Genomic DNA, 14,072 nt, shown 5'->3' with positions numbered 1-14,072 from the left:
TCAATTCGCTATCATGTTTGACGAACGCTTCAATGCGTGACCGTATCTGAAACCCGCATGGACCGGACCAGATACACAGAGTTCAGGACACTCCCTGAAATTTATCGTTTGCAGCAAACTACTAGTTCAAAGCGCGCGCTCACAAATAAACCAGCTCATACAACCGCTCTAGCAGGACCTCACCCAGTTACGCCGCGTACCCAAAAAGCTCCCCCCAACCTACAACGCCCGCTTCACCGCCCGCGCCGCTCCACTGACATCCTGCCCAATACCGTCAACCGTCTCGCAGCCTGCCAGCACGAACACCAAAGCTAGGCCTATCAAACTCAATCGCGTGATCATCCGGATGATCCTTTCTGCTTCTGCCTCGGGCCAAGTTTACCAAGCCCCGCGCCTGAATTCCAGCGGTGTGACGGGGCGCTCGGCGTGACCCCGCCGCCACGTGCCAGCCCATATGACCCAGATCAAAGTTTTGCGCCACGCCGCGCGCTATAGACTGCCGCGTAAACCACGACCAAGGAGTTCCACCCATGTTCCGCCTCGCAGCCATTCTTTATTCCATGATCGCGACAACTGTCGCAGGCACCTTGATCATCGCGGCGCTGACCATGGGCTACGACACCTTGGTGCCGATCGTTGCAGTCTCGGTCGTGGGGTTCGTGGTGTCGATCCCTGTCACGTGGTGGATCACCAAGCAGATCACCTCGAAGATCGTCTAGGTCCGGTCCAGAAACGCCCTGACATTCGCCTCGAACTCGCGCGGCTTTTGCGCGTGCAGCCAATGCCCTGCGCCGGGTATCTTGGCGAATTTGGCGTTCGGAAACAGCGGCTTGATCGTCGTGCGGTGGTCCCGCGTGACGTAGTCGGACGCAGCGCCGGACAGGAACAGCGTGTCGCCGTCAAAGCTGCCATCGACGTCGGGGAAGCCGATGATTTTGCCCATCTCGTCGGTCAGTACGTCAAGGTTCAGCCGCCACTTTTTCCCGGCAACGTCAACGGATTGCGCGAGGAATTCCGGCAGGCCATCTTCCAGCTGGGTCATCTGCTCCAGCACATCCGCCCGCCGTTCGACGGTCGAGAAATCCACCTTCCGCATCGCCTCGATCGGGCCCATCTGCGTGTGCGTGTAAGCCACCGGCGCGATATCCGCGACGACCAGTTTGTTCACCAGTTCCGGCCGCGTCACCGCCAGCACCATCGCCGCCTTGCCGCCCATGGAATGGCCCAACACATCCGCCGGCGCGCCCGTCTTTTCAACGACTTGCGCCAGATCGTCGGCAAGCGCCTCGTAGCTGTGGCTGCCGTCCCAGAAGCTATGCGCGTGGTTGCGCATGTCGACGGCGTTCACCTCTCCACGGTCGGACAGACGCTTGGCAATCACCCCCCAATTGCGGCCAGAGCCGAACAATCCGTGGGCAATCAATAAAGGCCGCGCAGCGCCCGTCGCGCCATATGTGGTGTAATTAAGCATAAACAAAGCACTAGCAGCTTCCCGCCGCCCGTGGAAGTGGGCTAAGAGGGGATATGGAAAAGGTAGTCGTTGATCAATTGGTAGCGCGGATTTCGGCGCTGTTGCACGAGAAACTCGGGATGCGCGGCGCGTCGCTCGAGGCGCGGGTGCGGCGTGCGGGGCGCGCTTTGCCAAGTCGTGTCAGGCGTGCGGCCAAGGATTTGGCGACTGCCGAGCGGATGGCGAAAGAGCCCAAGATGCTGCTGCGTCTTGACCCGCAACAGGTCAGCGAAAGCTATGAAATATGCCTGATGTATTTGGAAAGCGTCGACGAGAGGGCCCTGAAAACCAAGGCCCTCTTCGGGTTTGCGGCCAGCCTCATCGTGCAGTTTGTCCTGATCGCAGGCGTCGCAATCGCGGTGCTGCGCTGGCGTGGCTACATTTAATGCGCGGGCTTGATAAACGTGTTGTTGCGCAGGTCACGCACCGCCTGGCGTAGCTCGTCTTGCGTGTTCATCACGATGGGTCCGTGCCATGCCACCGGCTCCTCCAATGGCGCGCCGGAGATCAGCAAGAAGCGAATGCCCTTGTCGCCCGCCTGAACCGTGACCTCGTCGCCGGTGCCAAACTGAACGAGCGTTCTGTCGCCAGACATATCGCGAATGTTGACCTCCTCGCCCATGACCTCTTTCTCCAGCAACACGCCTTGCGGGGTGGAGGCGTCGCGAAACGACCCCGAGCCATCGAAGACATAGGCAAAAGCGCGGCGATAGGTGTCGATCTTGAACACTTTGCGCACACCCGCCGGAACGAAAACGTCCAGATATTGCGGGTCCGCCGCGATGCCGTCCACGGGGCCTCGTTTCCCCCAGAATTCGCCGATGATCACCTTCACGCGGGTGCCGTCATCGTCGATCATCTCCGGAATGTCTTTGCCTTCAACATCCTGGTAACGCGGCGCGGTCATCTTCAGCGATCCCGGCAGGTTGGCCCAAAGCTGGAAACCGTGCATCTGCCCCTGCGCGTTCCCTTTGGGCATTTCCTGATGCAGGATGCCGGACCCCGCCGTCATCCATTGTACATCGCCCGCGCCCAAAGTGCCCTCGTTTCCAAGGCTGTCGCCGTGATCCACCGTGCCGTTCAGCACATAGGTGATCGTTTCGATGCCGCGATGCGGGTGCCACGGAAAGCCTTTGATAAAATCCTCTGGGCGCTCGTTGCGAAAGTCGTCGAACAGCAGGAACGGGTCCAGCATCGTCGGGTCTTGGAACCCGAATGCGCGGTGAAGCTTGACACCTGCGCCCTCCAGAGTGGGAACGGCGGCAGATGTCGATGTAACCGGTCTGATAGACATGATGTGTCTCCTTTGCAGCAGAATGTAGGGTGGGCAGGGCGCTGCGACAATCTCACGCCACCGCGCAGGGTCCGTTCGCGGGCGCACAATGTCGGCTTTGGGACAGACGGGGCGCGGGCGAACTCCCACTTTTTCTTCAAACTGTAAGGAGAAAGAGCGTGCGAATTGGATTTATCGGGCTGGGAAATGTCGGGGGCAAGCTTTCCGGCTCCCTTATCCGCAACGGGCATGATGTCACCGTGCGCGATCTGGATGACGGGCTTGTCGCCGCGGCGGTCGCCAAGGGGGCAAAGTCCGCGAAGAGCCCGCGCGCGCTAATGGACGCTTGCGACATTGTCATAACCTGCCTGCCGCATCCCAGCATTTCCGCCGCTGTGGTGGAGGGAAAGGATGGGCTGCTAGAGGCCGCAGGTCCGGGCAAGATATGGCTGGAAATGTCCACGACCGACGAGGCGGAGGTGAAAAGGCTGGGCGCGAAGATCTTGGCCACAGGGGCAGCGGCGGTCGATTGCCCCGTCTCGGGCGGATGTCACCGCGCGGATACCGGCAACATCTCGATCTTCGCCGGCTGCGACCGCGCCACCTTCGAGCGGATACTCCCCTTGCTTACCACCATGGGGCGCCGTGTCTTGCACACGGGCGATCTGGGGTCGGCGTCTGTTTTGAAAGTCCTGACCAACTACCTTGCGACCGCCAATCTGATCACCTGTGCCGAGGCTTTGACCGTGGCCAAGGGCGCGGGGATGGACCTTAACGTGGCCTATGAGGCGATGAAGATATCGTCCGGCACATCCTTCGTACACGAGACGGAAAGTCAGGTCATCCTGAACGGCTCGAGAGACATTTCCTTCACCATGGACCTTGTCTTAAAAGATATCGGGCTGTTTCAGGACGTGGCCGACCGCGCCGGAGTGCCGCTGGAGATAAACCCGCTGATGATCCAGATATTCAAGGACGGGATCGCACGATATGGCGCGCGGGAGCTGTCCCCGAACATCATCAAACGGCTTGAAGAGGCGACAGGCCTCGACATCACCGCGCCGGGCTTTCCTGCCGAAATGGTTGATGACGAGCCGGAGGAGACGGGCTACGAGGTTGTGCCGCATCGCGGGTGAAGGCTGGCATCTGGCGATGCCGCACGCTAAGCGGGACGGAGATAACAGGAAGTGAACCCGATGTCAGATGCCGATACCAATACACGATCCGAGGTGATCGCAGGGCTGGTCCCGTCCGCGCCGCGCCGCATGTTTGGCACCGCCGTCTTGTACGGGCTTGGGGCGCTGCTGTTTTACCTTGTCATAACGCAGCCACCCGAAGGGCTCCATCTGGTCTTTTTGCTGGTATTGATCGGGGCCGTCTCGATCTATGGCGGCTACAAGATGTGGGATGTCACCGGCCACATGATCGAGCTGACGGAGGAAGAACTGCGCCTGTCCGACGGGCGCGTGATCTTCCGCATGGACGATGTGGTAAAAGTGGACCGCAGCTTTTTTGCCTTCAAACCGTCGAACGGTTTTCTGGTGACTTTGAAAACGCCTTATCCGCGCCAATGGGCTCCGGGCTTGTGGTGGCGGTTCGGGAAACGGGTCGGTGTCGGCGGTCTGACCTCTGGTGCAGAGGGCAAGCTGATGGCCGATACCTTGACCGCGATGATTGCGACCCGCGACGGCATCGTCGATCTCGACGGTATCAGGTAGAGCGTCGGCGGGCAGGGCACCGAAGCCCCCTGCCGAATGTGTTTACAGACCTTTTGCGCGGTAGCTGCTGGCGATACGGTCAATGGCGACAAGGTAAGCCGCAATCCGTAAATCCTCGACATCATCACGCCCGTGCCATACGGCACGCATCGCCTGATAGGCCGTGCGCATGGTGTCATCGAGACCGGAGCGAACCAGCTCGATCTCGCCCGCGCCACGCAGGAAGCGCGCCTTGAAGTCGGGGCTCAATTCCCAGCCAAGTTCCTTATCCGCAGACAGGCGCTCCAGCTCGTTGATCAATAGCAGGTGTTGCGCCTCTTCCTGACGTTTGCCCATCCGGCCAAAGCGGATGTGGCTCAGGTTTTTGACCCATTCGAAATAAGACACGGTCACACCGCCCGCGTTGGCATACAGGTCGGGGATAATCACGCAGCCTTTCTTGCGCAAAACTTCGTCGGCACCGGCGGTAATCGGGCCGTTCGCGGCCTCGATGATCAGCGGCGCTTGCACGCGCTCGGCGTTTGACAAGTTGATCACGCCCTCAAGGGCCGCCGGGATCATGATGTCGCACGGGGCTTCCAGAATGCTGGCACCGTCCTCGACAAAGTCGCCTTCAGGGCATCCTTTCACGCCGCCATGCTCCGCAATCCATGCGCGCACGGCTTCGACGTTGAGGCCTTTTTCATTGGTCAGCGCGCCATCGCGCTCGATAATGCCGACAATCAAAGAGCCGTCTTCCTCGGACAGGAACTTCGCGGCGTGGTAGCCCACATTTCCCAGCCCCTGCACGATGATCTTCTTGCCCTCAAGGGTTCCGTCAAGACCCGCGATGGCGATATCCTCGGGGTAGCGGAAGAACTCTTGCAGCGCGTATTGCACGCCACGCCCCGTGGCTTCCACGCGCCCCGCGATGCCACCGGCATTCAGCGGTTTGCCCGTCACACAGGCGCGGGCGTTGATGTCTGTCGTGTTCATCCGCGCGTATTGGTCGGCGATCCACGCCATCTCGCGCTCGCCGGTGCCCATGTCGGGGGCGGGCACGTTCTGGCTGGGGTGGATCAGGTCGCGCTTTGCCAATTCATAGGCGAAGCGGCGGGTGATCTGTTCCAGCTCATGCTCGTCCCATTCGCGCGGGTCGATACACAGCCCCCCTTTGGAGCCGCCGAAGGGGGTTTCCACCAACGCGCATTTGAACGTCATCAGTGCCGCGAGGGCCTCCACTTCGTCCTGATGGACGTTGGGCGCAAACCGAATGCCGCCTTTGACCGGTTCCATATGTTCGGAATGGACTGCGCGGTAGCCGGTGAAGGTGTGGATATGTCCGCGCAGACGCACGCCGAAGCGAACGGTGTAGGTGGCGTTGCAGACTCTGATCTTGTTTTCCAACCCCGGTTTCAGGTCCATCAGGGCAACGGCCCGGTTGAACATCAATTCGACGGATTCACGGAAGGAGGGTTCGTTAGGTATGCTCATGGCGTCTCTCCTGTCACGGCAGGTGTTAATAAATCGCTTAAATTATGTGCGACATTAGAACTCAGCCTAGTAGGGCTTCTTTCGTAAAGTAAGTGGTTAATAAAACTAAAGTGGGGTGTCGGACTGATTCCGTGGATAAATCTGCCCATTGATGCGGTCGCGGGAACAATGACCGCTAAACCACTGAAAAGTTGCCGAAAATGCTGGTTAATCGCCGCATTTCTGCCCGAATTCGTCAAATTGTAGCCACAGTGATCAGGCTTATTGGCCCATGGACGAATTGCGTCCGGGGACATCGGTGCGTGCTGGCATCAAGGAAGGGCAGTCATGAGTGACATGCGTAAAGAGAGTGATAACGCCTCTGTGTGTGCAGGCCAGAAAACTGGGCTGCTCAGCCAGATAAAGCAACGGCTTGCGGGCCGGACACGCGGTTTTGCGCGGGAAGAAAATGGTACGATGATCATTTTCGGTCTGACCATTTTCATGATGACGCTGGTCGCCACGGGCATGGCCATTGACTTCATGCGCCACGAAAACATGAGGACACGTCTGCAGGCTACATTGGACCGCGCAGTTCTTGCAGCGGCTGATCTGGACCAAACCAACGATCCGCAGGAAGTGGTCGAAGATTACTTCGCGAAATCCGGCTTGCAAAACTACGAACTGGATGTGGATGTTCAGGAAGGCCTGAACTACCGGACGGTCACAGCAAATGCCACCAGTACAGTGAATAGTATGTTCCTGAACATGGTGGGCATCGAAAGCATCGACGCACCTGCCGGTGGTGCCGCCGAGGAGCGGATCAACAATGTCGAGATTTCACTCGTACTCGATATTTCGGGCTCGATGGATGACAACGACAAGATCGAAAACATGCAGAGCGCAGCGGACGAGTTCGTTGATACGTTGATCACGCCGGATACCAAAGATCTGGTGTCGATTTCCGTCATTCCCTACACGGGTCAGACCAATGCGGGCGAGACCTTGTTCAACGCGCTCAATGTCGACAAGAAGCACGACTACTCCTACTGCGTCGAATTTGATTCAAGCGATTTCAACTCGGTGGCGCTCAGCTTTTCCAAGCAATACGAGCAGGCTCAGCACTATGAGTATTCCAGCGCCTATTATGGGTCCAACTACAACTACAAGATTCAGGACCCTTGGTGCTCGGACAAAGAAACCGAAGAGATCAAGGCGTTCCAGAATAACAACGCGTCGTTGAAGAATGTCATCGACTCCTACCGCCCACGCACGGCGACAGGTATCCACTATGCGATGAAGTGGGGCGCTGCCCTGCTCGACCCAAGCATGCGTCCCATCGTAAGCTCGATGATCGCTGCGGGTGACGTGGATCCGGTGTTCGAGGGCCGCCCGGCCGACTTCATGACTGATGCAAACGATACGGGACCAGCTTCTGAAACCGTTAAGGTTATCGTGCTGATGACCGACGGGATGAACGTCGACCAGTATCGCATCCGCGACTGGGCCTACAACTCGACCTCCGAGTACCAACACTGGGCCAAGTACACCTTGTGGTACTACTTGTATAACTACGTCTACCGGAACAGCCGCGACGATTATTACTACAAGAAGTATTACTCGGGCACTGCAGATGACCGGCTGGCCGCTATCTGTCAGGCGTCGCGCAATGCCGGGATCGTAATCTTCACCATCGGTTTCGAAATTAACGACAACCCCTATTCCAAGGGTGTGATGAACAATTGCGCAACCTCCGACAGCCACTTCTATGCTGTGGAAGGTGTTGAAATCAGTGACGCGTTTGGCGCCATCGCGCGTACCATTAACCAGTTGAGGCTCATCCAATGACACATCGCAAGCCTTCCCGGCTCGTCCGGACATGGCGTCGACTTATGGGGCGCGAGGACGGCAACGCTACGATCGAGTTCGCCATCCTGTTCCCGGCATTCTTCCTGCTGTTCATGGTCGTCTTTGAACTTGGGTTGCTCATGACGCGCTACATGATGTTTGACCGCGCTTTGGACATTTCAGTTCGCGAAATGCGTCTGTCTGAAAACCGGGCCTTTACCAAAAATCAGGTAAAGCAGCTATTGTGCTCGCAAACCGTGATCCTGGCAAATCACTGCATGGACGATTTGACCGTCGAGTTGGTGCGTCTGTCCGATGTGTCCGGTTCCAGCTGGACGTTTCCTGCCGAAGGTGCGCAATGCCGCGACTACGGAGCTGACGTGATCCCGGTGACGCAATTCGACAGCCCAACAAAAAGTAACGAAGTGGTTTTCGTGCGTGCCTGTATGTCGATCAAGCCGTTTTTCGAGGTGGCGGGTCTGGGTGCGTTCCTGACACGGAACTCGACGCCTGACCGTCTGAACATGATCGCAATGTCTGCCTTTGCGGTTGAACCCAACAACTGGGTCGGGAGCGGATCATGAAGCATTTAATCACTCGTGCTGCAGCCCCCTTTGCACGCTTTGTTCGTGACACGCGGGCCTCTGCCACGGTCGAGGCCGTTATGATCCTGCCCTTGCTGCTTGCATGGTTTGTCGGGAGCTTCGTATTCTTCGACGGTTTCAAGAACCGCAACATGGCGTTGAAGGCGACCTACACGATCGGCGATATTCTGTCGCGTCGGACCGAAGGCGTCACCGACGAATACATCACCAACTTGCAGCAGCTTTACGACCGGCTAGCCTACACCACCGGCAGTTCAGCGATGCGGGTGACCAGCCTGACATGGACCGGCTCCAAGCACCGCGTGTTGTGGTCGCGTTCAAGCAAATCCACGTTGTCCGAGCAGACGAACGCGAAGGTGGAAGCGGAAGCGTTCAAGAATCGTATTCCGTTGATGGCGCAGGGCGAAACGGTGATCCTGGTGGAAACCTTTACCGACTATAACCCCGCCTTCAACGTCGGTTGGGACCACCGCGTATTCGAAAACTTCGTGGTCACATCCCCGCGTTTCGCGTCCTGCCTGTCATGGGATAACGGCACCGACGTTCCCAGCTGCTAGGCGCACGCGGCGTTTTCGTCGCTGCATAACAAATCAATGTCGGGCAGGGCCTTTCGCTCTGCCCGTTTTGCTGTTTTTCTACCCGTGGTGATCACGGGAGACTTCCATGGGCTACAACGCCTTCCAAATCCTCAAAGAGGGACTGACCGGAAACAAGGGCTGGCGCCCCGTCTGGCGTGACCCCGAACCGAAATCCGAATACGACGTGATTATCATTGGCGGCGGTGGGCATGGCTTGGCGACCGCTTACTATCTGGCCAAGAACCACGGCATCAAGAACATCGCAGTGCTGGAGCGCGGCTACATCGGCGGCGGCAACATCGGCCGCAACACCACCATCGTACGCGCCAACTATTTCATGCCGGGCAATTCCGAGTTCTACTCCCATTCCCTCAAGCTGTGGGAAAGCATGGAGCAGGACCTGAACTACAACACCATGCATTCCGGGCGTGGCCTGATTAACCTGTTTCACTCCGACGGCCAGCGCGACGCCTTCGCGCGGCGCGGCAACATGATGTGCAACCAAGGCGACGACGCGATTCTGCTGGACCGCGACGGCGTGCGTGAACACCTGCCTTACCTCGATTTCGAAAACCACCGCTTCCCCGTCTATGGCGGCCTCTACCATCCGCGCGGCGGCACCGCCCGCCATGACGCGGTGGCGTGGGGCTATGCCCGCGGGGCCGATCAACTGGGCGTCGACCTGATCCAGCAATGCGAAGTCACCGGCATCGACGTGAAAGACGGCGTGGTCCAAGGCGTCCAGACCTCTAAAGGCGCAATCCGCGCCAAGCGCGTCGGCATCGTCGTCGCAGGCCGCTCGTCCCAAGTCGCCGCGATGGCGGGGCTGGAAGTCCCCATTGAATCCCACATCCTGCAAGCCTTCGTCTCCGAAGGCCTGAAACCCACCGTCGATCACGTCGTCAGCTTTGGCATGGGCCACTTCTATCTCAGCCAGTCCGACAAGGGCGGACTGGTCTTCGGTGGCGATCTGGATTTCTACGCATCCTACGCCCAACGCGGCAATCTGCCGATGATGGAACACGTCATGGAAGCCGGAATGGCCCTCGTCCCCGCGCTGGGCAAGGCCAAGGTTCTGCGCTCTTGGGGCGGCATCATGGACATGACCCCCGACGGCTCCTTCGTGATTGACCGCACAAAGGTCGACGGCCTCTACATGGATTGCGGCTGGTGTTATGGCGGCTTCAAGGCCGTGCCCGCATCCGGCTGGTGCATGGCACATCTGATGGCCGAGGACACACCCCACGAGGTCGCCAAGAAACACACATTTGATCGCTTCCGCACAGGCCACGGCCTGATGGACGAAGAGGGCACCGGCTCTCAACACAACCTGCACTGAGGACGAAACATGCGTATCAACTGCCCCATCTGCGGCGACCGTGACCGGCGCGAGTTCTATTACCTCGGGGCCTCCGATTATCTCAATCGTCCTGCCGAGGGCGATCTGGACGCGATCCACAAATACCTTCACATCCGCGAAAACCCCGCAGGTGTGACAAAAGACCTCTGGCACCACGAGGCGGGCTGCTCCAGCTGGCTGGTGGTGGAGCGCAACGTGACCACCCATGAAATTTTGGGCGTTGAACTGGCATCAGAGGTGGCGAAATGAGGCTGGACAACACAGGCCTGATCGACCGCTCCGAGCGGCGAAGTTTCACTTTCGACGGCAATTCCTATTCTGGTTTCAAAGGCGACACGCTCGCCTCAACGCTCCTTGCAAATAACGTCCATCTTGTCGGGCGTTCCTTCAAATACCACCGCCCACGCGGCCTCATGTCCGACGGATCCCAAGAACCGAACGGCTTGGTCGAGCTGCACCAGGGCGATCAGATCACCCCGAACCTACGGCTGACAGGTCAAGAACTCGTAAACGGCCTCGACATCCGCTCGCAAAACCATTGGGGCAGCTTGGAATGGGACGTGTTGGAGCTGAACGACCTCGTGTCGCCCTTCCTGAGTGCGGGCTTCTACTACAAGACCTTCATGTGGCCCAAAGCCTTCTGGGAAAAGCTCTACGAGCCGATCATCCGCCGCGCCGCAGGGCTCGGGCGGCTATCGATGCAGAACAACTCCGACCGCTACGACAAGGCGTTTGCGTTCTGCGACGTGCTGGTCATCGGCTCCGGCCCCGCTGGCATTATGGCCGCACTGACCGCTGCCAAGGCAGGCGCGCAGGTGATCTTGGCCGAGGAGGATTTTGTTTTCGGGGGCCGCCTGAACTCGGAAACCTTTGAGGTCGACGGCAAGCCCGGTCACATCTGGGCGCAGGACCAAATCGCCAAACTCGCGAAAATGGATAACGTCCGCCTGATGAAACGCACCACGGTGACGGGGGCCTATGACGGTGGCACTTACGGCGCGGTAGAACGCGTGTCGCATCACGTCCAAGACGCAGGCGACGCCCCGTTGGAAACCTTCTGGCGCATCGCCGCCAAAGGCTGTGTCTACGCGGCAGGTGCGATGGAGCGCCCGATTGCGTTCCAGAACAACGACCGCCCGGGCGTGATGATGGCGAGCGCCGTGCGCGGCTATCTCAACCGCTACGGCGTCGCCGCAGGTAAGCGCGTGGCGCTGTTCGGCAACAACGACGACGCCTTCCGCACCGCGCAGGATCTGGCCGCAGCAGGCGTGCATATCGTCGCCTATGTCGACAGCCGTGCGGATGCCGAACTCACTGGCGATTTCCCGATCTACAAAGGTGCGCATGTCACCAATGTCAAAGGCCGCAAGCGGGTCGAGGGGGTCACGATCTCCGGCGCTGGCGATATCATGGCTGATTGTCTGGGCGTCTCCGGTGGCTACAACCCGACGGTGCATTTGCCCTGTCACATGAATGGTCGTCCACAATGGAACGAGCAAATCGCCGCTTTCATCCCAGTGCCAAACATGGTGCCGGGAATGGAGGTGGCAGGGGCGGCTGGCGGAACCTTCTCCACCCATGGCTGCCTGAAATCCGGCGTATTCCGTGCTAAGGAAGTGTTAAAGTCTTTGGGTCTGGAAGGCCGCGCACCTGCCATACCAAAAGCCGACGCTTCGCCGACGCAAATCCGACCGCTCTGGATGGTCCCCGGCAAGGGCCGCGCATGGCTCGATTTCCAGAACGACGTGACCGTCAAGGACGTGAAGCTCGCCGCGCAAGAGAACTTCAAATCCGTCGAACACATGAAGCGCTACACCACGCAAGGTATGGCGCCGGATCAGGGAAAAAACAGCAACGTCAACGCGTTGGCAGTGCTTGCTGATGCAACCGGTCGCGGCATCCCCGAAACGGGCACGACCACCTTCCGCCCGCCGTATACACCCGTCGCAATCGCCGCAATGGGAGCCTACGCCCAAGGCCAAGGATTCGCGCCGCAACGCTTCACCACCAGCGACGAATTATCCCGTAAAATCAACGCTCCGATGATCGAAGCGGGCTTGTGGTACCGCCCGAGCTACTTCCCGAAAGACGGCGAAACCCATTGGCGTCAATCGTGTGATCGAGAGGTCAATATGGTGCGCTCGGCGGTCGGAATTGCCGATGTCTCCACCTTGGGAAAAATCGACATTCAGGGGCCGGATGCAGGCGATTTTCTCGATTTTCTTTACATAAACACGTTTTCCACCCTCAAGCCCGGCAAGGTCCGCTACGGCATCATGCTGCGCGAGGACGGCCATGTGATGGACGACGGCACCACCGCCTGCATCGCCGAAAACCACTACGTGATGACCACGACCACCGCCGCCGCAGGGCAGGTGATGCGGCATTTAGAGTTTGTTTCCCAATGCTTACGCCCAGATCTTGACGTGCAGTTCATCTCGGTGACGGAAGCATGGGCGCAGTTCGCGGTCGCTGGTCCCAAGTCGAAAGACCTGTTGTCGCAGGTGTTAGACGCGGTACCTGACTTGCCTTTCATGGGCTGCGGCGATGTCGCCATCGGCGGCGTCAAAGCCCGCCTGTTCCGCATCTCCTTCTCGGGGGAGCATGCCTATGAGCTGGCCGTTCCTGCCCGCTATGGAGAGAGTCTTTTCAAAGGCTTGCTGGCCAAAGCTGAAGCGATGGGTGGTGGGGCTTACGGGATGGAAGCGCTCAATGTAATGCGCATCGAGAAAGGCTTCCTCACCCACTCCGAAATCCACGGCCGCGTGACGGCGGGTGATGTCGGCATGGGCATGATGATGTCCAAGAAGAAGGATTTCATCGGCAAAACCGCCGCGATGCGACCCGGCTTGTTGGAGGACCGCGAGGAACTGGTTGGCCTCAAACCGGTCGGCGCGGTGAAAGAGCTAAACGCAGGCGCGTTCTTCTTCGATCCAGAGGCCGAGCCTATCCGCGAGAACCAGCAGGGCTACACGACCTCAGTGGGCTTCTCGCCAGAGCTGGGGATGATCGGTCTTGGCTTCCTTAAGAACGGGCGCGAACGATATGGCGAACAGTTAAAATTGGTCGACCACCTGCGCCATGTCACCACGCAGGTGGAGATTTGCCACCCCGTGTTCCTCGACCCCGAAGGGAGCAAAGCCCGTGATTGATCTTATCGCAAAATCCGCCGCCGAAGGGCTGCTTCCGGTCACGATAGGCACCATGACATTAACCGAACTGCCACTCCGCGAGATGCATTCCATCGCACCGTTCAAGGGGGCGGAAGTCTCGGCCGCGTTGAAGAAAGCCACGGGCGTAGGCCTGCCGGACACAGGGCGCGCGATCGCGAAAGTCGACGTTGAAATCCTATGGACCGCGCGCGGTCAGTATGTCCTGATCGGGGCCACGCCACCCAAGCTACCCGCCGCGATCACCGACCAGTCCGACGCATGGTGTTCGGTGGTGCTGTCGGGCGAAGGCGCTCCACAGGTCATGGCACGGGTCTGCCCCCTCGACTTGGGTCGAATGGGCGAGGGCGACGTTGCCCGCTCCTTCGTCGGCCACATGACGGCGATCATCATCAAGCGCGCTGAGGGCTTTGAGATCATGGTCTTCCGCGCCTTCGCCAAGACGCTGGTGCACGAGTTGCGTGAGGTCATGGTATCGGTCACTGCACAGGCGACGCTGCCCGACTAAAACCGCGACGAATATTACACGGCGTCACTGGACTCTGGAGCCGCGCGGCC

At 59.1% G+C, this 14,072-nt stretch carries 15 protein-coding genes; 11 read left to right on the top strand and 4 right to left on the bottom strand.

The features are described from left to right. Window positions 1–219: 219 nt before the first annotated feature. Entirely contained in the window at window positions 220–342 is a 123-nt protein-coding gene (locus tag BUB72_RS18955; RefSeq protein ID WP_021099689.1) for a hypothetical protein, read from the bottom strand. A 188-nt stretch (window positions 343–530) separates the two neighbouring features. Between BUB72_RS18955 and BUB72_RS03115 the strand changes: the two genes are divergently transcribed. Next, window positions 531–719, top strand: coding sequence for a CTP synthetase (locus BUB72_RS03115; protein ID WP_073140384.1), 189 nt, complete (start codon window positions 531–533; stop codon window positions 717–719). Here BUB72_RS03115 and BUB72_RS03110 read toward each other — a convergent pair. Further along, complete coding sequence (locus BUB72_RS03110; protein ID WP_073140381.1) at window positions 716–1,471, bottom strand: alpha/beta fold hydrolase; 756 nt, start codon at window positions 1,469–1,471, stop codon at window positions 716–718. The genes BUB72_RS03115 and BUB72_RS03110 overlap by 4 nt on opposite strands. Before the next feature lie 53 nt (window positions 1,472–1,524). Here BUB72_RS03110 and BUB72_RS03105 point away from each other — a divergent pair, with 53 nt between their 5' ends. Beyond that, window positions 1,525–1,896 (top strand): hypothetical protein, encoded by a 372-nt coding sequence (locus tag BUB72_RS03105; RefSeq protein ID WP_083588538.1) that lies wholly within the window; start codon window positions 1,525–1,527, stop codon window positions 1,894–1,896. Here BUB72_RS03105 and BUB72_RS03100 read toward each other — a convergent pair. After that, complete coding sequence (locus BUB72_RS03100; protein ID WP_073140378.1) at window positions 1,893–2,804, bottom strand: pirin family protein; 912 nt, start codon at window positions 2,802–2,804, stop codon at window positions 1,893–1,895. The genes BUB72_RS03105 and BUB72_RS03100 overlap by 4 nt on opposite strands. Window positions 2,805–2,962: 158 nt before the next feature. Here BUB72_RS03100 and BUB72_RS03095 point away from each other — a divergent pair, with 158 nt between their 5' ends. Together BUB72_RS03095 and BUB72_RS03090 are read left to right on the top strand one after the other, a co-directional pair. Beyond that, on the top strand, window positions 2,963–3,919 hold the full coding sequence (locus BUB72_RS03095) for an NAD(P)-dependent oxidoreductase (protein WP_073140373.1): 957 nt from the start codon (window positions 2,963–2,965) through the stop codon (window positions 3,917–3,919). Window positions 3,920–3,979: 60 nt separating this feature from the next. Continuing rightward, window positions 3,980–4,501: a hypothetical protein gene (locus BUB72_RS03090; protein ID WP_073140370.1), complete on the top strand. Its 522-nt coding sequence runs from the start codon at window positions 3,980–3,982 to the stop codon at window positions 4,499–4,501. A 42-nt stretch (window positions 4,502–4,543) separates the two neighbouring features. On the opposite strand, the gene BUB72_RS03085 is transcribed toward BUB72_RS03090, so the two are convergent. Beyond that, window positions 4,544–5,974 carry a Glu/Leu/Phe/Val family dehydrogenase gene (locus tag BUB72_RS03085; RefSeq protein ID WP_073140366.1) on the bottom strand — a complete coding sequence of 477 codons (1,431 nt, stop codon included), beginning with the start codon at window positions 5,972–5,974 and terminating at the stop codon, window positions 4,544–4,546. Window positions 5,975–6,301: 327 nt separating this feature from the next. Between BUB72_RS03085 and BUB72_RS03080 the strand changes: the two genes are divergently transcribed. From BUB72_RS03080 to BUB72_RS03050, 7 genes are all read left to right on the top strand, one after another. Next, a complete protein-coding gene (locus BUB72_RS03080) occupies window positions 6,302–7,801 on the top strand; it encodes a TadE/TadG family type IV pilus assembly protein (RefSeq protein WP_083588537.1) in 1,500 nt (499 codons plus the stop codon). After that, window positions 7,798–8,385 (top strand): TadE/TadG family type IV pilus assembly protein, encoded by a 588-nt coding sequence (locus BUB72_RS03075; RefSeq protein WP_083588536.1) that lies wholly within the window; start codon window positions 7,798–7,800, stop codon window positions 8,383–8,385. Before BUB72_RS03080 ends, BUB72_RS03075 begins: the two co-directional genes overlap by 4 nt. After that, a complete protein-coding gene (locus BUB72_RS03070; RefSeq protein WP_073140360.1) occupies window positions 8,382–8,963 on the top strand; it encodes a TadE/TadG family type IV pilus assembly protein in 582 nt (193 codons plus the stop codon). The genes BUB72_RS03075 and BUB72_RS03070 overlap by 4 nt, the downstream gene beginning before the upstream one ends. A 106-nt stretch (window positions 8,964–9,069) precedes the next feature. After that, window positions 9,070–10,323 carry a sarcosine oxidase subunit beta family protein gene (locus tag BUB72_RS03065; RefSeq protein WP_073140358.1) on the top strand — a complete coding sequence of 418 codons (1,254 nt, stop codon included), beginning with the start codon at window positions 9,070–9,072 and terminating at the stop codon, window positions 10,321–10,323. Window positions 10,324–10,332: 9 nt separating this feature from the next. Then, entirely contained in the window at window positions 10,333–10,593 is a 261-nt protein-coding gene (locus BUB72_RS03060) for a sarcosine oxidase subunit delta (RefSeq protein ID WP_073140355.1), read from the top strand. After that, window positions 10,590–13,496, top strand: a complete 2,907-nt coding sequence (locus BUB72_RS03055) for a sarcosine oxidase subunit alpha family protein (protein ID WP_073140352.1) — start codon at window positions 10,590–10,592, stop codon at window positions 13,494–13,496. Before BUB72_RS03060 ends, BUB72_RS03055 begins: the two co-directional genes overlap by 4 nt. After that, window positions 13,489–14,022 (top strand): sarcosine oxidase subunit gamma, encoded by a 534-nt coding sequence (locus tag BUB72_RS03050; protein WP_073140349.1) that lies wholly within the window; start codon window positions 13,489–13,491, stop codon window positions 14,020–14,022. Before BUB72_RS03055 ends, BUB72_RS03050 begins: the two co-directional genes overlap by 8 nt. Window positions 14,023–14,072: the final 50 nt, after the last annotated feature.

Source organism: Litoreibacter ascidiaceicola (assembly GCF_900129235.1).
Classification (GTDB): domain Bacteria; phylum Pseudomonadota; class Alphaproteobacteria; order Rhodobacterales; family Rhodobacteraceae; genus Litoreibacter; species Litoreibacter ascidiaceicola.
Note: the sequence above shows the minus strand (reverse complement) of the source record. Positions and strands in the feature narration are given on the sequence as shown.